Here is a 16,281-nt window from a genome sequence, read left to right as displayed (position 1 = left end):
GCCCAATGCGGCCGCGCCTTCGGCATGTCTTAGACCGCCGCGTCCCGACCGGACTGCCCCGACCTTCATTAGCCGACCGCCATGTCCATCGAGAACCTGCGCAATATCGCCATCGTCGCCCACGTCGACCATGGCAAGACCACCCTGGTCGACTGCCTTCTGAAGCAGTCCGGCACCCTGAACGAGCGCACCGTGCTCGCCGAGCGGGTGATGGACAGCAACGACCAGGAAAAGGAACGCGGCATCACCATCCTGGCCAAGAACACCGCCATCACCTGGCAGGGCAACCGGATCAACATCGTCGATACGCCCGGACACGCCGACTTCGGTGGCGAGGTGGAGCGCGTGCTGTCGATGGTCGACTCGGTGCTGATCCTGGTCGACGCGATGGACGGCCCGATGCCGCAGACCCGCTTCGTGACCCAGAAGGCGTTCGCGATGGGCTTCCGACCGATCGTGGTGGTCAACAAGATCGATCGCCCGGGCGCGCGTCCGGACTGGGTGATCGACCAGGTGTTCGACCTGTTCGACCGGCTCGGCGCCACCAACGAGCAGCTCGACTTCCCGATCGTCTACGCCTCGGCCCTGCACGGTTACGCCAGCCTCGACGACGCCGCGCGCGAAGGCACCATGACGCCGTTGTACGAGGCGATCATGCAGCACGTGCCGCCGCCGCAGGTCGATCCGGACGGCCCGTTCCAGATGCGCATCAGCCAGCTCGACTACAGCAGCTTCGTGGGTCTGATCGGTATCGGCCGGATCCAGCGCGGCAAGGTCCGCCGCAACCAGCCGGTCAGTATCGTCGACCGCCACGGCAAGAAGCGCCAGGGCAAGGTGCTGCAGGTGCTGGGCTTCATGGGCCTGGAGCGGATCGAGGTGGAAGAAGCCGAAGCCGGCGACATCGTCGCCATTTCCGGCGTCCAGGACCTGAGCATTTCCGACACCGTCTGCGCGCTGGACGCCCCCGAGGCGCTGCCGGCGCTCACCGTGGACGAGCCGACGATCAGCATGACCTTCCAGGTGAACAACTCGCCCTTCGCCGGCAGCAAGGAGCATAGCGGGGGCAAGTTCATCACCAGCCGCCAGATCCGCGAGCGGCTCGAGCGCGAAACCCTGCACAACGTGGCGCTGAAGGTCGAGGAGACCAGCGACGCCGACAAGTTCCTGGTCTCCGGCCGCGGCGAACTGCATCTGTCGGTGCTGATCGAAACCATGCGCCGCGAGGGCTTCGAACTGGCGGTCTCGCGCCCGGAAGTGATCATCAAGGAAATCGATGGCCAGCCGATGGAGCCGATCGAGCAGTTGGTGGTCGACGTGGAAGAGCAGCACCAGGGCGGCGTGATGGAGAAGCTCGGCGTGCGCAAGGCCCAGCTGAAGAACATGGAGTCCGACGGCAAGGGACGCGTGCGCCTGGATTACATGATTCCCGCGCGCGGCCTGATCGGTTTCCAGAACGAGTTCCGCACCCTGACCCAGGGCTCGGGCCTGCTGTTCCACGTGTTCGACCACTACGGACCGAAGGAGACCGGCGCCATCGCCAAGCGCCAGAACGGGGTGATGATCGCCAACGCCGCCGGCACCACGCCTGCCTACTCGCTCGGCCCACTGGAAGAGCGTGGCCGGCTGTTCGCCGCCGAAGGCGACAACGTCTACGAAGGCCAGCTGATCGGGATCCATTCCAAGGACAACGACCTCACCGTCAACGCCATCAAGCCCAAGCCGCTGACCAATATGCGCGCCTCGGGCAAGGACGATGCGATCAAGCTGACTCCGGCGCTGAAGTACACGCTGGAGCAGGCGCTCGACTTCATCGAGGACGACGAACTGGTGGAAGTCACGCCCAAGGAAATCCGGCTGCGCAAGAAGTACCTGACCGAAACCGATCGCAAGCGGGCCAGCCGCGCGGCGTGAGCGGGTCGCTGTTCACTGCCTGGCGACCGGACGAGGCCGCCAGGACACAGCTCGCCGCGTTGCTCGCTGCGATACAGGTCGCATGCCCTGCGCACGGGCTACAGGTCAAACCGCGGCGACCGGACCAGTGGCACGTCACCCTGTGCTTCATCGGCGACCAGGTCATGCACCTGGTCACGCCGGAGCTTCTGGGAGGCTTCGCCGAAGTGGGAACCGTCATCCCAGCGCACGATTTCACGATCGAACGCCTCGCCTACTGGCCGCGGTCGGGTGCCGTCGTCGCCCTGCCGCACACATGCCCCACGCTCCTGGCGCTGTGCGATGCCACGGATAAGGCGCTCCGTGTGCTCGACATCCGTTCGCAAGAAGTGACCCGACAACCGCACATCACGCTCGCCTACCTGCCCAGGCACCTGCCTGCCCAGTCCTGGCTCGATGGCGTCGACTGCGCCGGCGATCGGCTGCGTGTCGGGAGTTTCGAGCTGCTATGCAGCCCGGGCGGCCGTTACGAGTCGTTGGGGCATTGGCCGTTGACCGCAGCCGACGCCACTCCTCCTGTGCAGCAGGCATCCCTTTTCTGATCCGGTGTACGCCCATGGTTAGCGGGCATGGAAGCAGGCCGCCGGTTTGCGGTTGCGTGGATCGGCAAGCCACTATCGGTGCGGCATCCGGATGAACGCAGAACCCTACAGCCCCGACCCGCCAGCCCCTCCCGTCCTGCAGGTCGTCGCGATGGTCGAAGCAGCGAAGGGACTCATGGCCCTGCTTGCCGCAAGCGGCCTTGAACTGCTCGGCCCCGCCCCGCTGCGGCGCGGGGTGGAGATGCTGATCGCGCGCTTCCAACTCGATCCACAACAGGGGGCGATGGCCTGGCTGGGACGCGCGATCAATCCGGATTCGGTGCACATCGCCGCGGCGATCGCACTCGTCTATGGCGGAATGCGCGTGGCCGAAAGCTGGGGGTTGTGGCGTGGCAAGGCCTGGGCCTCGTGGCTTGGCTGCATCGGCGCGGCGCTTTACCTGCCCTTCGACCTTTACGCGCTGGTCGCGCACCCCGTGTGGCTGTCCGTCGCGGTCCTGGGGATCAACCTGCTGGTGGTGTGGGTGCTTGGGCGCGACCTGTACGCGCGTCATCGCGAACGCGCCTGAAACTGAAACACCCTGCAGGCGCGGCGCTGCTGGCGGCCACGCGAAAACCGCGGGCGCCATGCGCCCGGCATGCCTCGCTCAGACCGGAGCTGCGATCTGTGCCTGCTTGCGCACGATCAGCATTGCCGTTTCCAGCGCCTGCTCGTAGTTCAGGCGCGGATCGACGGTGGAACGGTAGGCGCGCTCGAGGTCGGTTTCGGTGAGATCACGGGCGCCGCCGGTGCATTCGGTTACGTCTTCGCCGGTCAGCTCCAGGTGGACGCCGCCCAGGCGTGTGCCGGCGGCGGCATGCAGTTCGAACGCCTGTTCGAGCTCGCTGCGGATGTTGCCGAAGCGCCGCGTCTTGTAGCCATTGCCGGTGGTTTCGGTATTGCCGTGCATCGGGTCGCAGACCCAGAGCACGCGCCGGCCATCGCGGCGCAGGGCCTCGAGCAGCGGCGGCAGCTTTTCGGCGATGTTCGCGGCACCCATGCGGTGGATCAGGGTGAGCCGGCCGGGTTCGTCATCGGGACTCAGCGCGTCGACCAGGCGCAACAGCTGGTCGGGTGTGACCGACGGGCCGATCTTCAGACCGACCGGGTTGCGGATGCCGCGGAAGTACTCGACATGCGCACCATCCAGCGCGGCCGTGCGCATCCCGATCCAGGGCAAGTGGGTGCTGAGATTGAACCAGCCCCACTGTCGCGGCACCTGGCGCGTCTGCGCTTCCTCGTAGGGCAGCAGCAGCGCCTCGTGCGAGGTGTAGAAGTCGACCCGGTTGAGGTTGTACACCTCGGCCCCGGACAACGTCTCCATGAAGCGCACGGCATCGCCGATCGATCCGACCATGCGGTGGTAGTCGTCGGCCAGCGGCGAATGGCTCACCCAGCCCAGATCCCAATACTCGGGATGGTGCAGATCGGCGAATCCGCCGTCGATCAGCGAACGCACGAAATTCATCGTCATCGCCGAGCGCGCATGCGCCTTGACCATGCGTCGCGGATCCGGGCGCCGCGAGACCGCATCGAACGCGGGCGCGTTGACGATGTCGCCGCGATAGGCCGGCAGGGTCACGCCGTCGCGGGTCTCGCCGTCCGCCGAACGCGGCTTGGCGTACTGGCCGGCGAAGCGTCCCACGCGCACCACCGGCAGCCTGAGGCCATGTACCAGCACCAGGCTCATCTGCAGCAGCACCTTGAGCCGGTTGGAGATCACGTCCGCCGTGCACTCGGCGAAATTCTCCGCGCAGTCGCCGCCCTGCAGCAGGAAGCGCTTGCCTTCCTGCGCTTCGGCCAGCTGCTTCTTCAGCGCGAAGATTTCCCAGGAAGTGACCAGTGGCGGCAGCGCGCGCAGTTCCTGCTGGACGGCGGCGAGCTCCGTGGCGTCCTCGTACACCGGCTGCTGCGCCGCGGCGCGCGCGCGCCAGCTCGCGGGCGACCAGTCGGCCGGGAGATTGACGGAATGGAGATTGCGGTCGGGATGGGGCATGGCGGTATGTTGCAGCGCAGCGTCAGCCATCATCGGACGGATCCGAGGGGTCTGCAACCGTTTCGACTGCAAGCGTAGCAGCGGTTCAGGCGCTGCCCGTCACCCGCCCTCAACGGGATTCAACGCGCGCGCCGGAATCCCGCGTACAACGCCCACATCGCCAACGCCACGAACCACAGCAGCGCCCAGGCCGGCATCGACAGGCCCAGGAACGTCCAGTCGATCATGCTGCAGTCGCCCGATGCGGTGAGCACCTTGCGCACCACGCCCAGCCAGGTCTGGGTTTCGAGCATGTAGTTCAGACCCGGCCCGCAACTCGGGATCTCGGGCGGGAACAGCTGCACCCAGACGTGGCGCGCGGCAATGCCGGCACCGGTTCCCGCTGCCAGGAAGGCCAGCGTGCCGTAGATCCCGCGGCCGCCGGACGAACGTGGCGCGTGCAGGCCCCCGATCAGAAACAGCAGCCCCGCCGCCGCAAACGCCAGGCGTTGGAAGATGCAGAACGGACACGGCTGGATCTGTTCCACGAACTGCACGTAAAAGGCGTAGCCCAGCAGCGCAGCGCAGGCGAGGAAGCCGGACAGGAATTGCGCACGAAACGACCAACGGTAGGGATTCATGGGGGCGGCTGTAAAGGCGACCGGTGGATTATCGGCCACGCGCGCCGGCGATGCAGCCTGAATTCCGGTATCGAATCCATCGCGACCGGACCGGCCGATGACCAGCGCCGTTAGCGGCCCGCCTGGTACTTTCGCACAACGAAAAAGCCCGGCCTGAGCCGGGCTTTCACGAGCAGCAAGCTGGCGCTTATTCGGCGGCGTCGGGACGATCGACCAGCTCGACATAGGCCATCGGCGCATTGTCGCCGGCGCGGAAGCCGCACTTCAGGATGCGCAGGTAGCCACCGGGGCGTTCGGCGTAGCGCGGACCGAGCTTGGTGAACAGGTTGCCCACCGCTTCCTTGTCGCGCAGGCGCGAGAAGGCGAGCCGGCGGTTGGCCACGCCGTCGCGCTTGGCCAGCGTGATGAGCGGTTCTGCGACGCGGCGCAGTTCCTTGGCCTTGGGCAGGGTGGTGCGGATCAGTTCGTGCTTGAACAGCGAGGCGGCCATGTTGGAGAACATCGCGTCGCGGTGGGCGCTGGTGCGGCTGAACTTGCGGCCGGATTTCTGGTGGCGCATGGTCTGGATTCCTGGTGAAAGTTGTGGCTGTTGTACTTCGCTGTCGCCGTCGTGGCGTTGGAGCTGCGGACTGCGCTGGTCCTGGCCGGGCTTTCCCTGTCCGGCGCGCCGCGGATCTTGGATCCGTCGGCTTGGTGCTTGTTATTGCGTTGCTGCGTGCCGCGTTACGTCTACTCGGTGGAGCGCATCGCTTCTCGGAGACCTGGCCCGGCGCGGCGAGCGTTCGCTCGGGCAGGCGATGCCGCGCCGCGCTACTACTTGAACTGCTTTACTTTCAAACGCGCCGCCGCGCGCTGATGACACTCGCTTGCGGCGGCTTTTCGCTGTTAACCCATCATCCCGTGCGAGGAGATCCCCGCCGGTGGCCAGTTCTCGAGCTTCATGCCGAGGGAAAGCCCACGCTGGGCGAGCACTTCCTTGATCTCGGTGAGCGACTTCTTGCCCAGGTTCGGGGTCTTGAGCAGCTCGACCTCGGTCTTCTGGATCAAGTCGCCGATGTAGTAGATGCTCTCGGCCTTGAGGCAGTTGGCCGAACGCACCGTGAGCTCGAGGTCGTCGATCGGGCGCAGCAGCACCGGATCCACGCCCGTGGCGGCCGGCTTGGCCGCACCGCGCTCGCGATGGGTAAAGTCGCCGAACACGCTCAGCTGGTCGCTGAGGATGTCGGCGGCGGTGCGCACGGCTTCCTCGGCGTCGATGGTGCCGTTGGTCTCGATGTCGATGACCAGCTTGTCCAGGTCGGTACGCTGTTCGACGCGCGCGGCCTCGACTTCGTAGGCCACGCGGCGCACCGGCGAGAACGAGGCATCGAGCATCAGGCGGCCGATCGTGCGGGTCTCCTCGTCCGGCTTGCGACGGGCAGCCGCGGGCTGGTAGCCGAAGCCGCGCTCGATCTTCAGGCGCATGTTCAGCGCCGCATCCTTGGTCAGGTGCGCGATCACGTGGTCGGGATTGAGGATCTCGACGTTATGGTCGGTCTTGATGTCGGCAGCGGTAACGACGCCCGGGCCCTGCCTGGACAGCGAAAGCGTGGAGCTTTCGCCGGTGCCCATGCGGATGGCGACGTCCTTGAGGTTCAGCAGGACTTCCAGCACGTCTTCCTGAAGACCTTCGACCGTGGTGTATTCGTGCAGCACGCCGTCGATCTCGACCTCGGTGATGGCATAACCGGGGATCGAGGACAGCAGCACGCGGCGCAGCGCGTTGCCCAGGGTGTGGCCATAGCCGCGCTCCAGCGGTTCGATCACGACCTTGGCGCGGTTGTCGGTGATGCGTTCGATCTGCGGGCCCTTGGGGCGCAGCACCTGGTTGGCGGTAACCGTCATGTTGTAGCGTCTCCTCGGTGGCCGGCGATGGGGAGCGCCGGCCTGATACGTTTCGGAGCTCCTTCACCCGAAGGAGCAGCCGATGCCCATGGCATCGGCCAGATGCGGAAGCAAGGCTCCCGGCTTTGTCTTACTTCGAGTACAACTCGACGATCAGCGCCTCGTTGATGTCACTGGGCAGGTCGGCGCGATCCGGCACGGCCTTGAATACGCCTTCGAACTTCTTGGAATCGACTTCCACCCACGACGGCGACAGGTCCATCTGACCGAACACGGCCAGCGCTTCCTGCACGCGCAGCTGCTTCTGCGCGCGCTCGGACAGCGCGATCGCGTCGCCGGCCTTGACCGCGTACGACGGCAGGTTGACCGGCTTGCCGTTGACGGTGACGCCACGGTGCGACACCAGCTGGCGCGCGGCCGGCCGGGTCACCGCAAAGCCCATGCGGTAGACGACGTTGTCGAGACGGGTTTCCAGCATCTGCAGCAGGTTCTCGCCGGTGTTGCCCTTGCGATTGCTGGCCTTCTTGTAATAGTTGCGGAACTGCCGCTCGAGCAGGCCGTAGATGCGCTTGACCTTCTGCTTCTCGCGCAGCTGGGTGGCGTAGTCGGACAGCTTGCTGCGACGCGCGCCGGTGCCGGCGCCGTGCTGGCCGGGCTTCTGCTCCAGCTTGCACTTCGAGTCGAGCGCGCGGTTCGGCGACTTCAGGGAAAGGTCTGCGCCTTCGCGACGCGCGAGCTTGCAGGTGGGACCGATATAACGAGCCATTGTCTGATCGCTCCCTTAGACGCGACGCTTCTTCGGCGGACGGCACCCGTTGTGCGGGATGGGCGTCACGTCGATGATGTTGGTGATCTTGTAGCCGACGTTGTTGAGCGAACGCACGGCCGATTCACGGCCCGGACCCGGGCCCTTGATGCGCACTTCCAGCGACTTCACGCCGTAGTCGAGCGCCGCCTTGCCCGCCTTTTCGGCGGCCACCTGGGCGGCGAACGGGGTCGACTTGCGCGAACCGCGGAAACCCGCGCCGCCCGACGTCGCCCACGACAACGCGTTGCCCTGGCGATCGGTGATGGTGATGATGGTGTTGTTGAACGAAGCATGGACGTGGGCGACGCCGTCGGTGACGACGCGCTTGATCTTCTTCTTCGTTTTGGCAGCTGCCGGCTTGGCCATGGCTAGGGTTCCTTACTTCTTGATGGCCTTGCGCGGACCCTTGCGGGTACGGGCATTGGTCCGGGTGCGCTGGCCGCGCAGCGGCAAGCCGCGGCGATGGCGCAGGCCGCGATAGCAGGCCAGGTCCATGAGGCGCTTGATGGCGATGCCGACCTCGCGACGCAGGTCGCCCTCGACCGTGAACTTGCCGACTTCGGCGCGGAGGCGCTCGACTTCCGGCTCCGAGAGGTCGCGGATCTTGGTCGAGGCATTCACGCCCGCCGACTCGCAAAGCTGCTTCGAACGGGTACGGCCGATGCCGTAGATGCTTTGCAGCCCGACCCAGACGTGCTTCTGGGCAGGCAGGTTGACACCTGCAATACGCGCCATGCGCGGATCTCCAACTGGTTGAGCGCCAGCCTTGACAAGGCCGGCGAAGTGAACTCGCAATTTTAGCTGAAGTCCCGGGTACTTTGGAAGCCCAGCCCCGAAAGGCTGGACCCGGCATGGGGAGTGTGCCCATGCTCCGGCGACGGTTCCCGGCTGTACCGGCCACGACGGGAGCGCCCTCTGGGGAAGCCTCCGCCCTGCCCGGCCTGCGCGCGCCACTCCGGCGCGCCCCTGGCCTGGAACCACCCGCGCGCGGGACCGCCGCACGAGTCGCCCATCTTGGATCCCGCCGCTGTGGTGCGGGATCCGGGTATTCCTAGTCGCCCATCTTACCGCGACCTGCCGGGTCCGGCGGGCCTGCCCGCGGGATACCGGTCATCCAGGGTGAGCCACGCTCACCCCCAAAAGTGCTACCGCCCCGTCAGCCCGCTCCGCGAGCCGCGCAGGTTGGCCTTCTTGAGCAGGCTCTCGTACTGGTGCGACATCAGATGCGCCTGGATCTGGGCGATGAAGTCCATCACCACCACCACCACGATCAGCAGCGACGTTCCGCCGAAGTAGAACGAGGTGCCGAGTTCCGTACGCATGAACTCCGGCAGCAGGCAGACCAGGACCAGGTAGACGGCGCCTGCCGCGGTCAGTCGGGTCAGCACGCCGTCGATGTAGTCCGCGGTCGCCTTGCCCGGCCGGATGCCCGGGATCAGCGCCCCCGACTTCTTCAGGTTGTCGGCGGTTTCCTGAGAGTTGAACACCAGCGCGGTGTAGAAGAAGGCGAAGCCCGCAATCAGCGCCGCGTACAGGATCATGTGTAGCGGCTCGCCAGGATTCAGCGCCTGGCTGACCTTCTGCAGCCACGTGGCCGAGCCGGCCTGGGTGAACCAAGTCGAGGCGGTGGCCGGGAACATGATGATCGAGGAGGCGAAGATCGCCGGGATCACGCCCGACATGTTGAGCTTCAGCGGCAGGAACGAGGTCTGGTTCATGTACGCGTTGCGGCCGCCCTGGCGGCGTGCGTAGTTCACCGTGATCCGGCGCTGCCCGCGTTCGACGAACACCACGAAATAGGTGAACGCCATCACGATCGCCACGATCGCGATCACCGCGAGTGGGCTCATGTCGCCGTTGCGCGCCTGTTCCAGCGTACCGAGCACCGCGCCGGGAAGACCTGCGACGATGCCGGCGAAGATGATCAGCGACACGCCGTTGCCGATGCCGCGCTCGGTGACCTGTTCGCCCAGCCACATCAGGAACATGGTGCCTGCGGTAAGCGCCACCACCGCGGTGAGCACAAAGCCCATGCCCGGCGAGTACACCACGGGGATGCCGTTGCTGGCGCCGGAATTCTGCAGCGCCACCGCGATGCCGGCTGCCTGGAACACCGCCAGCGGGATCGCGCCGATGCGCGACCACTGGGTGATCCTGCGCCGGCCCGACTCGCCTTCCTTCTGGATGGCCTTCAGGCTGGGCACGATCTGCACCAGCAGCTGGACGATGATCGACGCCGAGATGTAGGGCACCACGTTCAGCGCGAACAGGCTGAATCGCGACAGCGCGCCGCCCGAGAACATGTTGAACATGTCCACGATGGTGCCTTCCTGCGCCTCCATCAGCTGGAGCATCGCCTCGGGATTGACGCCCGGTACCGGGATATAGCAGCCGATGCGGTAGACGATCAGCGCACCGACCACGAACAGCAGGCGCTGGCGAAGTTCGGTGAACTTGCCGGCGCCGGCCAGTCCGGCCATCGCGTTAGCGCTTCGCGACATGCGTCACTCCGCCAGGCTGCCGCCGGCCGCTTCGATCGCCGCCTTGGCGCCGGCCGTGGCGGTGATGCCCTTGAGCACGAACTTCTTGCTGACCTCACCCCGCTTGACCACCTTGGCACGCTTGGCGGTGCTGGGCACGAGCTTGGCGGCGCGCAGCGCGGCGAAATCGATCTCGCCGGCATCGAGCTTGTCCAGCTGGTACAGCAGCACTTCCGCCGTGTCCTTGCTCAGCTTCGAGCGGAAGCCGATCTTCGGCAGGCGGCGCTGCATGGGCAGCTGCCCGCCTTCGAAGCCGGCCTTGATCTTGCCCTTGCCGCTGCGCGCGAACGAACCCTTGTGGCCGCGGCCTGCGGTCTTGCCGAGGCCCGAACCGATGCCGCGACCGACGCGCTTGCGCTCTTCGCGCGCGCCATCGGCAGGCTTGAGTGTATTGAGCTTCATTTGATTACTCCTCGACCCGCACCAGGTAATGCACCTTGTTGATCAGGCCGCGCACCTGCGGGCTGTCCTTCAGCTCGCGCACGTCGTTCAACTTGCTCAGGCCCAGCGCCTTCACCGACAGGCGGTGCTTGGCCTGGGTGCCGCGCAGACCCTTGACCAGACGCACCTTGACGGTGCCGTTGTTGTCAGCTGTGGACATGGAGGATCTCCTCGAGCTTCTTGCCGCGCTTGGCCGCGATCTTGCCGGGCGAATGCATGGCTTCCAGACCCTTCACGGTGGCGCGCACGAGGTTGATCGGGTTGCGCGAACCGACCGCCTTGGCCAGCACGTTCTTCACGCCAACCGCCTCGAGCACGGCGCGCATCGCGCCGCCGGCGATCACGCCGGTACCTTCCGAAGCCGGCTGCATGAACACCCGGGCAGCGCCGTGGCCGGCCTTGACCTGGTGCCAGAGCGTGCCGTTGTTCAGTTCGACCTTGGACATGTTCTTGCGCGCGTATTCCATCGACTTCTGGATTGCGACCGGCACTTCGCGCGCCTTGCCGTAACCGAAGCCGACCTTGCCGTCGCCATCGCCGACCACGGTCAGCGCGGTGAAGGTGAACTGGCGGCCGCCCTTGACGGTCTTGCTGACGCGGTTGACCGCGACCAGCTTCTCGATCATGCCGTCGTCGACTTCTTCCCGGTCGCGGCGGTCGCGGCCGCGGGATTCACGTGGTTCTGCCATTGCAGTGTCTCTTTGGTTTGAAGGAATTTGCGGCGTGGCCGCTTATGGTTGTGAGATGTCGCGGGTGTTCCGCCAGGACCGCAACCGGCCAGGGCGTCCGATGCATCTCGCATCGGCGAGCGAACCAAAGGCATGGGGACGATGCCCCACGCCTTCAACGTCAGAACTGCAGTCCGGCCTCGCGGGCGGCGTCGGCCAGGGCCTTGATGCGGCCGTGGTAACGGTAGCCCGAGCGATCGAAGGCGATGGTGTCGATACCGACGGCCTTGGCCCTTTCGGCGATCGCGCGACCGACCCTGGCGGCCGCTTCGGTGTTCTTGCCGCTCTTCAGGCCTTCGCGCACGTCGGCCTGGGTGGTGCTGGCCGCGGCTAGGACCTTGGAGCCATCGGCGCTGAACAGCTGCGCGTATACGTGCTGGCCGGTGCGCAGCACCGACAGGCGCGGCACGCCGAGGGTGCGGATGCGCGCGCGGGTCGACTTGGCGCGGCGGAGACGGGCGGATTTCTTGTCCATTGCGGTTCTCTCTGGAAGCGGATCGACGTGGAGCATCCCCGTATAGGGAGCGCCTTATGCCTTCTTGGCTTCCTTGCGGATGATGACTTCGTCGGAGTACTTCACGCCTTTGCCCTTGTACGGCTCCGGCGGGCGGAAGCCGCGGATCTTGGCGGCGACTTCGCCGACGCGCTGCTTGTCGGTGCCGCTGACCACGATCTCGGTCTGGGTCGGGGTGACGATGGTGATGCCGTCCGGGGTCTTGAACAGCACCGGGTGCGAGAAGCCCAGCGACAGGTTCAGATCCTTGCCCTGCATGGCGGCGCGGTAACCCACGCCGACCAGCTCGAGCTTGCGCTCGAAACCGGCGGACACGCCCTGGGCCATGTTGGCCAGGATGGCGCGCATGGTTCCGGCAAGCGGGATCTTGCTCTCGTCATTGGCCGAAAACTGCAGGTTGCCGTCCTCGACCTTGACATCGACGCCTTCCGGCAGGGGAATCGACAGGGTGCCCTTCGGGCCCTTGACGCTCAGGTTGCCGGACTGTGCATTGAACTCGACGCCCTTGGGCAGGACGACGGGCTTCTTGGCGACACGGGACATGGCGGTTCTCCCTTAGGCCACGAAGCACAGGACCTCGCCGCCGACGCCTTCGTGGCGTGCCTGCGAGTCGGTCATGATGCCCTTGGATGTGGAAATGATGGCGACGCCCAGGCCTCCGAGGACCTTGGGCAGTTCGTCCTTGCCGCGGTAATTGCGCAGGCCCGAGCGCGACACGCGCTGCAGGCGCTCGATCACCGGCCGGCCTTCGTAGTACTTCAACACGATCTCGAGTTCGGCCTTGGCGCCGTTCTCGGTCACGCGGAACTCGCCGATATAGCCTTCTTCCTTGAGGACCTTGGCGATGGCCACCTTGGTCTTGGACGAGGGCATTTTCACCGTCGGCTTGCCCACAGCGGCCGCATTCCTGATGCGGACCAGCATGTCGGCGATGGGATCAGTCATGCTCATTGAGATTGCCTTTTGAGTGCACCGATATCCGCTTTCGCGAAATCTGGAGTTGGGAAACGATTACCAGGAGGCCTTGCGCAGGCCAGGCACGTCGCCGCGCATGGTGGCTTCGCGCAGCTTGTTGCGGCCCAGGCCGAACTTGCTGTACACCCCGCGCGGACGGCCGGTCAGGGCGCAACGATTGGTCTTGCGCGAGGGCGAAGAGTCGCGCGGCAGCTTCTGCAGCTTGGTCGCCGCTTCCATCTTCTCCTCGTAGGAGGCGGTGGTGCTGCTGATGACCTTCTTCAGCGCTTCGCGCTTGGCGCCGTGCTGCTTGACCAGCTTGGCGCGCTTGACCTCGCGGTTGACCATTGAAGTCTTAGCCATGTGTCAATCCTCGAGTATCAGTTGCGGAACGGGAAGCGGAACGCTTCGAGCAGCGCCTTGGCTTCGGCGTCGGTCTTGGCGGTAGTGGTGATGGCGATATCCATGCCGCGGATCGCATCGACCTGGTCGAAGTCGATCTCCGGGAAGATGATCTGTTCCTTCACGCCCATGTTGTAGTTGCCGCGGCCGTCGAACGAACGGCCGGACACGCCACGGAAGTCGCGCACGCGCGGCAACGAGACGTTGACCAGGCGGTCCAGGAACTCGTACATCTTCGACCGGCGCAGGGTCACCTTGGCGCCGATCGGCCAACCGTCGCGGATCTTGAAGCTCGCCACCGAAACGCGGGTCTTGGTGATCTGCGGCTTCTGGCCCGCGATCTTGGCCATGTCGGCCACCGCGTTCTCCAGCACCTTCTTGTTGGCCGCCGCCTCGCCCACGCCCATGTTCAGCGTGATCTTGGTCAGCCGCGGCACCTGCATCGGATTGGTGTAGCCGAACTGCTGCATCAGCTTCGGCACGACCTCTTCCTTGTAGAACTTTTCGAGACGGGTAGACATGTCAGATAGCCTCGCCGCTGGAGCGGAACACGCGCAGACGGCGTCCATCCTCCAGCACCTTGGTGGCGACGCGCCCACCCTTGCCGGTGGCAGGGTTGAACGGCATCACGTTGGAAATATGGATCGGCGCCTCGCGCTCGATCACGCCGCCGGCCTGGCCGGCCTGCGGGTTCGGCTTGGTGTGGCGCTTGACGATGTTGATGTTGGACACGACGACCTTGTCGCCGGCCACGCGCACCACCTCGCCCTGCTTGCCCTTGTCCTTGCCGGCGATCACGACGACCGTGTCGCCCTTCTTGATTCGATTAGCCATTGTGTTGTCCTCCGCTCACAGCACTTCGGGTGCGAGCGAGACGATCTTCATGAACTTCTCGGAGCGCAGCTCGCGGGTCACAGGCCCGAAGATGCGCGTGCCGATCGGCTCGTGCTTGTTGTTGAGCAGCACGGCGGCGTTGCCGTCGAAGCGGATCAGCGAACCGTCGGCACGGCGCACGCCCTTGCGGGTGCGGACCACCACGGCGTCGTAGACCTCGCCCTTCTTGACCTTGCCGCGCGGAATCGCATCCTTGATCGACACCTTGATGATGTCGCCAATGTGCGCGTACCGGCGCTTGGAGCCACCCAGCACCTTGATGCACATCACTTCCTTTGCACCGGAATTGTCGGCCACGTCGAGGTGGCTCTGCATCTGGATCATCGCTCAGCCTCCCTTATTCGGCCGCGTGCGCGAGCACTTCGACCACGCGCCAGTTCTTGGTCTTGGAGATCGGCGCGCATTCGGCCACGCGGACCGTGTCGCCCATCTGGCAGACGTTGCCGGCGTCGTGCGCGTGCAGCTTGGTCGAGCGGCGGATGTACTTGCCGTACAGCGCGTGCTTGACCTGGCGCTCCACCAGGACCGTCACCGTCTTGTCCATCTTGTTGCTGACCACGCGGCCTTCGACCGTGTGCAGCTTCTTTGCGTTGTTGTCGGTCATGTCCGGTCCTTACTTCTTCGTCGCCGCGCCGATCAGCGAGTTGACGCGCGCGATTTCGCGGCGCACCCGGCGGACGTCGTGGGTCTTGGCCAGCTGGCCTGTGGCCTTCTGCATGCGCAGCGAGAACTGTTCCTTCTGCAGGTCCAGTAGGTGGGCCTTGAGCTCGTCGGCCGACTTGCTCTTGAGTTGCTTGAGTTCCATCAGCGCACCGTCCGGGTCACGAAAGTGGTGGTGACCGACAGCTTGGCTGCGGCCAGGCGGAAAGCCTCGCGTGCAGTGGCTTCGTCGACGCCCTCGATCTCGTAGATCATCCGGCCGGGCTGGATCTGCGCGACCCAGTACTCGACGTTGCCCTTGCCCGAGCCCATCCGGACCTCGATCGGCTTCTTGGTGATCGGCTTGTCCGGGAACACGCGGATCCACATCTTGCCGCCGCGCTTGACGTAACGGCTGATCGACCGGCGCGCGGCCTCGATCTGGCGCGAAGTCAGCTGGCCGGTGGCCGTAGCCTTGAGCCCGTACTCGCCGAAGCTGACGGCGTTGCCGCTCCATGACAGGCCATCGTTGCGGCCCTTGTGCATCTTGCGGAATTTGGTTCGCTTGGGTTGCAGCATGGTTTACTCCCTCGCCTCACCACGGTCGCGGCGCGGTCCACGCGGACGCTCGCGATCGCCACGGTCCGGACGGTCGCCGCGCGACGGCGTGTCGTCCTGCTTCTCCTGGCCGACCTGGCTGAAATCGAAGATTTCGCCCTTGTAGATCCAGACCTTGATACCGATGATCCCGTAGGTGGTCTTGGCTTCGGCAAAGCCGTAATCCACGTCGGCGCGCAGGGTATGCAGCGGCACCCGGCCTTCGCGGTACCACTCCGAACGCGCGATCTCGGCGCCGTTCAGGCGGCCGGCCACGTTCACCTTGATGCCCAGCGCGCCCAGGCGCATCGCATTGCCGACGGCGCGCTTCATCGCGCGACGGAACATGATGCGGCGCTCGAGCTGCTGCGCGATCGACTCGGCGACCAGCTGCGCGTCGAGCTCAGGCTTGCGCACTTCGGTCACGTTGATGTGCGCCGGGACGCCCATCAGGTCGCTCACGTCCTTGCGCAGCTTCTCGATGTCCTCGCCACGCTTGCCGATCACCACGCCCGGACGGGCGGTGTGGATTGTGACGCGCGCGTTGTTGGCCGGACGCTCGATCAGGATCTTGCTGATGCCCGCCTGCGCCAGGCGCTTGCGCAGCATCTCGCGCACGCGCAGGTCGGCGGCCAGGAAACCGGCGTACTGCTTCTTGTTGGCATACCACTTGGAATTCCAGTCCTTGGAAATGCCCAGGCGGATGCCGGTCGGATGAACTTTATGACCCATG

The 16,281-nt window shown here is 65.6% G+C and carries 25 protein-coding genes; 3 read left to right on the top strand and 22 right to left on the bottom strand.

The genetic code is table 11. The features are described from left to right. Positions 1–81 precede the first annotated feature (81 nt). From typA to MC375_RS09075, 3 genes are all read left to right on the top strand, one after another. Positions 82–1,911, top strand: coding sequence for a translational GTPase TypA (gene typA / locus MC375_RS09085; RefSeq protein WP_242103036.1), 1,830 nt, complete (start codon positions 82–84; stop codon positions 1,909–1,911). Then, the gene (locus MC375_RS09080; protein WP_242103035.1) at positions 1,908–2,492 is read left to right on the top strand and encodes a 2'-5' RNA ligase family protein; all 585 of its coding nucleotides are present in this window, start codon (positions 1,908–1,910) and stop codon (positions 2,490–2,492) included. Before typA ends, MC375_RS09080 begins: the two co-directional genes overlap by 4 nt. 91 nt (positions 2,493–2,583) lie before the next feature. After that, on the top strand, positions 2,584–3,060 hold the full coding sequence (locus MC375_RS09075; protein WP_242103034.1) for a DUF2127 domain-containing protein: 477 nt from the start codon (positions 2,584–2,586) through the stop codon (positions 3,058–3,060). Between the two features lie 78 nt (positions 3,061–3,138). Here MC375_RS09075 and MC375_RS09070 read toward each other — a convergent pair whose 3' ends face one another. The 22 genes from MC375_RS09070 to rpsC form a co-directional block, all read right to left on the bottom strand. Next, the gene (locus tag MC375_RS09070; protein ID WP_242103180.1) at positions 3,139–4,527 is read right to left on the bottom strand and encodes a 3-deoxy-7-phosphoheptulonate synthase class II; all 1,389 of its coding nucleotides are present in this window, start codon (positions 4,525–4,527) and stop codon (positions 3,139–3,141) included. 119 nt (positions 4,528–4,646) lie between these two features. Further along, positions 4,647–5,147, bottom strand: a complete 501-nt coding sequence (locus MC375_RS09065) for a disulfide bond formation protein B (RefSeq protein ID WP_242103033.1) — start codon at positions 5,145–5,147, stop codon at positions 4,647–4,649. Positions 5,148–5,334: 187 nt separating this feature from the next. Next, positions 5,335–5,706, bottom strand: coding sequence for a 50S ribosomal protein L17 (rplQ, locus tag MC375_RS09060; RefSeq protein ID WP_242103032.1), 372 nt, complete (start codon positions 5,704–5,706; stop codon positions 5,335–5,337). A 326-nt stretch (positions 5,707–6,032) separates the two neighbouring features. Next, on the bottom strand, positions 6,033–7,031 hold the full coding sequence (gene rpoA, locus MC375_RS09055) for a DNA-directed RNA polymerase subunit alpha (RefSeq protein WP_242103031.1): 999 nt from the start codon (positions 7,029–7,031) through the stop codon (positions 6,033–6,035). A 130-nt stretch (positions 7,032–7,161) separates the two neighbouring features. Beyond that, positions 7,162–7,797, bottom strand: coding sequence for a 30S ribosomal protein S4 (gene rpsD / locus MC375_RS09050; RefSeq protein ID WP_242103030.1), 636 nt, complete (start codon positions 7,795–7,797; stop codon positions 7,162–7,164). A 15-nt stretch (positions 7,798–7,812) separates the two neighbouring features. Then, positions 7,813–8,205 (bottom strand): 30S ribosomal protein S11, encoded by a 393-nt coding sequence (gene rpsK / locus MC375_RS09045; RefSeq protein WP_242103029.1) that lies wholly within the window; start codon positions 8,203–8,205, stop codon positions 7,813–7,815. 12 nt (positions 8,206–8,217) lie between these two features. After that, positions 8,218–8,574: a 30S ribosomal protein S13 gene (gene rpsM / locus MC375_RS09040; RefSeq protein WP_242103028.1), complete on the bottom strand. Its 357-nt coding sequence runs from the start codon at positions 8,572–8,574 to the stop codon at positions 8,218–8,220. A 410-nt stretch (positions 8,575–8,984) separates the two neighbouring features. Next, positions 8,985–10,319 carry a preprotein translocase subunit SecY gene (gene secY / locus MC375_RS09035; protein WP_242103179.1) on the bottom strand — a complete coding sequence of 445 codons (1,335 nt, stop codon included), beginning with the start codon at positions 10,317–10,319 and terminating at the stop codon, positions 8,985–8,987. Between the two features lie 24 nt (positions 10,320–10,343). Beyond that, positions 10,344–10,781 carry a 50S ribosomal protein L15 gene (gene rplO / locus MC375_RS09030; RefSeq protein WP_242103027.1) on the bottom strand — a complete coding sequence of 146 codons (438 nt, stop codon included), beginning with the start codon at positions 10,779–10,781 and terminating at the stop codon, positions 10,344–10,346. A 4-nt stretch (positions 10,782–10,785) separates the two neighbouring features. After that, entirely contained in the window at positions 10,786–10,980 is a 195-nt protein-coding gene (rpmD, locus tag MC375_RS09025) for a 50S ribosomal protein L30 (RefSeq protein WP_242103026.1), read from the bottom strand. Next, a complete protein-coding gene (gene rpsE, locus MC375_RS09020; RefSeq protein ID WP_242103025.1) occupies positions 10,967–11,509 on the bottom strand; it encodes a 30S ribosomal protein S5 in 543 nt (180 codons plus the stop codon). The genes rpmD and rpsE overlap by 14 nt, the downstream gene beginning before the upstream one ends. Positions 11,510–11,669: 160 nt before the next feature. Next, positions 11,670–12,023, bottom strand: a complete 354-nt coding sequence (gene rplR / locus MC375_RS09015; protein ID WP_242103024.1) for a 50S ribosomal protein L18 — start codon at positions 12,021–12,023, stop codon at positions 11,670–11,672. Between the two features lie 54 nt (positions 12,024–12,077). Further along, entirely contained in the window at positions 12,078–12,605 is a 528-nt protein-coding gene (gene rplF, locus MC375_RS09010; RefSeq protein ID WP_242103023.1) for a 50S ribosomal protein L6, read from the bottom strand. Between the two features lie 12 nt (positions 12,606–12,617). Beyond that, positions 12,618–13,013, bottom strand: a complete 396-nt coding sequence (rpsH, locus tag MC375_RS09005) for a 30S ribosomal protein S8 (protein ID WP_242103022.1) — start codon at positions 13,011–13,013, stop codon at positions 12,618–12,620. A gap of 60 nt (positions 13,014–13,073) precedes the next feature. Further along, on the bottom strand, positions 13,074–13,379 hold the full coding sequence (gene rpsN / locus MC375_RS09000) for a 30S ribosomal protein S14 (RefSeq protein ID WP_242103021.1): 306 nt from the start codon (positions 13,377–13,379) through the stop codon (positions 13,074–13,076). 17 nt (positions 13,380–13,396) lie between these two features. Further along, positions 13,397–13,939, bottom strand: a complete 543-nt coding sequence (gene rplE / locus MC375_RS08995) for a 50S ribosomal protein L5 (protein ID WP_242103020.1) — start codon at positions 13,937–13,939, stop codon at positions 13,397–13,399. 1 nt (position 13,940) lies between these two features. Beyond that, a complete protein-coding gene (gene rplX / locus MC375_RS08990; RefSeq protein ID WP_242103019.1) occupies positions 13,941–14,252 on the bottom strand; it encodes a 50S ribosomal protein L24 in 312 nt (103 codons plus the stop codon). Between the two features lie 15 nt (positions 14,253–14,267). Beyond that, positions 14,268–14,636 (bottom strand): 50S ribosomal protein L14, encoded by a 369-nt coding sequence (rplN, locus tag MC375_RS08985; protein WP_137266186.1) that lies wholly within the window; start codon positions 14,634–14,636, stop codon positions 14,268–14,270. Between the two features lie 13 nt (positions 14,637–14,649). Then, on the bottom strand, positions 14,650–14,916 hold the full coding sequence (gene rpsQ / locus MC375_RS08980; RefSeq protein WP_242103018.1) for a 30S ribosomal protein S17: 267 nt from the start codon (positions 14,914–14,916) through the stop codon (positions 14,650–14,652). A 9-nt stretch (positions 14,917–14,925) separates the two neighbouring features. Beyond that, the gene (rpmC, locus tag MC375_RS08975; protein WP_242103017.1) at positions 14,926–15,117 is read right to left on the bottom strand and encodes a 50S ribosomal protein L29; all 192 of its coding nucleotides are present in this window, start codon (positions 15,115–15,117) and stop codon (positions 14,926–14,928) included. After that, positions 15,117–15,530 carry a 50S ribosomal protein L16 gene (gene rplP / locus MC375_RS08970; RefSeq protein WP_242103016.1) on the bottom strand — a complete coding sequence of 138 codons (414 nt, stop codon included), beginning with the start codon at positions 15,528–15,530 and terminating at the stop codon, positions 15,117–15,119. The genes rpmC and rplP overlap by 1 nt, the downstream gene beginning before the upstream one ends. Positions 15,531–15,533: 3 nt before the next feature. Continuing rightward, the gene (rpsC, locus tag MC375_RS08965; RefSeq protein ID WP_242103015.1) at positions 15,534–16,280 is read right to left on the bottom strand and encodes a 30S ribosomal protein S3; all 747 of its coding nucleotides are present in this window, start codon (positions 16,278–16,280) and stop codon (positions 15,534–15,536) included. Position 16,281: the final 1 nt, after the last annotated feature.

The organism is Lysobacter sp. M2-1 (genome assembly GCF_022662495.1).
Taxonomy (GTDB): Bacteria; Pseudomonadota; Gammaproteobacteria; order Xanthomonadales; family Xanthomonadaceae; genus JAKPBU01.
Note: the sequence above shows the minus strand (reverse complement) of the source record. Positions and strands in the feature narration are given on the sequence as shown.

Excerpts from the sequence above, each read along its gene's own strand:
- typA (WP_242103036.1), top strand. The coding sequence starts at position 82 with ATGTCCATCGAGAACCTGCGCAATATCGCCATCGTCGCCCACGTCGAC.
- MC375_RS09075 (WP_242103034.1), top strand. The coding sequence starts at position 2,584 with ATGAACGCAGAACCCTACAGCCCCGACCCGCCAGCCCCTCCCGTCCTG.
- MC375_RS09070 (WP_242103180.1), bottom strand. The coding sequence starts at position 4,527 with ATGCCCCATCCCGACCGCAATCTCCATTCCGTCAATCTCCCGGCCGAC.
- MC375_RS09065 (WP_242103033.1), bottom strand. The coding sequence starts at position 5,147 with ATGAATCCCTACCGTTGGTCGTTTCGTGCGCAATTCCTGTCCGGCTTC.
- rplQ (WP_242103032.1), bottom strand. The coding sequence starts at position 5,706 with ATGCGCCACCAGAAATCCGGCCGCAAGTTCAGCCGCACCAGCGCCCAC.
- rpoA (WP_242103031.1), bottom strand. The coding sequence starts at position 7,031 with ATGACGGTTACCGCCAACCAGGTGCTGCGCCCCAAGGGCCCGCAGATC.
- rpsD (WP_242103030.1), bottom strand. The coding sequence starts at position 7,797 with ATGGCTCGTTATATCGGTCCCACCTGCAAGCTCGCGCGTCGCGAAGGC.
- rpsK (WP_242103029.1), bottom strand. The coding sequence starts at position 8,205 with ATGGCCAAGCCGGCAGCTGCCAAAACGAAGAAGAAGATCAAGCGCGTC.
- rpsM (WP_242103028.1), bottom strand. The coding sequence starts at position 8,574 with ATGGCGCGTATTGCAGGTGTCAACCTGCCTGCCCAGAAGCACGTCTGG.
- secY (WP_242103179.1), bottom strand. The coding sequence starts at position 10,319 with ATGGCCGGACTGGCCGGCGCCGGCAAGTTCACCGAACTTCGCCAGCGC.
- rplO (WP_242103027.1), bottom strand. The coding sequence starts at position 10,781 with ATGAAGCTCAATACACTCAAGCCTGCCGATGGCGCGCGCGAAGAGCGC.
- rpmD (WP_242103026.1), bottom strand. The coding sequence starts at position 10,980 with ATGTCCACAGCTGACAACAACGGCACCGTCAAGGTGCGTCTGGTCAAG.
- rpsE (WP_242103025.1), bottom strand. The coding sequence starts at position 11,509 with ATGGCAGAACCACGTGAATCCCGCGGCCGCGACCGCCGCGACCGGGAA.
- rplR (WP_242103024.1), bottom strand. The coding sequence starts at position 12,023 with ATGGACAAGAAATCCGCCCGTCTCCGCCGCGCCAAGTCGACCCGCGCG.
- rplF (WP_242103023.1), bottom strand. The coding sequence starts at position 12,605 with ATGTCCCGTGTCGCCAAGAAGCCCGTCGTCCTGCCCAAGGGCGTCGAG.
- rpsH (WP_242103022.1), bottom strand. The coding sequence starts at position 13,013 with ATGAGCATGACTGATCCCATCGCCGACATGCTGGTCCGCATCAGGAAT.
- rpsN (WP_242103021.1), bottom strand. The coding sequence starts at position 13,379 with ATGGCTAAGACTTCAATGGTCAACCGCGAGGTCAAGCGCGCCAAGCTG.
- rplE (WP_242103020.1), bottom strand. The coding sequence starts at position 13,939 with ATGTCTACCCGTCTCGAAAAGTTCTACAAGGAAGAGGTCGTGCCGAAG.
- rplX (WP_242103019.1), bottom strand. The coding sequence starts at position 14,252 with ATGGCTAATCGAATCAAGAAGGGCGACACGGTCGTCGTGATCGCCGGC.
- rplN (WP_137266186.1), bottom strand. The coding sequence starts at position 14,636 with ATGATCCAGATGCAGAGCCACCTCGACGTGGCCGACAATTCCGGTGCA.
- rpsQ (WP_242103018.1), bottom strand. The coding sequence starts at position 14,916 with ATGACCGACAACAACGCAAAGAAGCTGCACACGGTCGAAGGCCGCGTG.
- rpmC (WP_242103017.1), bottom strand. The coding sequence starts at position 15,117 with ATGGAACTCAAGCAACTCAAGAGCAAGTCGGCCGACGAGCTCAAGGCC.
- rplP (WP_242103016.1), bottom strand. The coding sequence starts at position 15,530 with ATGCTGCAACCCAAGCGAACCAAATTCCGCAAGATGCACAAGGGCCGC.
- rpsC (WP_242103015.1), bottom strand. The coding sequence starts at position 16,280 with ATGGGTCATAAAGTTCATCCGACCGGCATCCGCCTGGGCATTTCCAAG.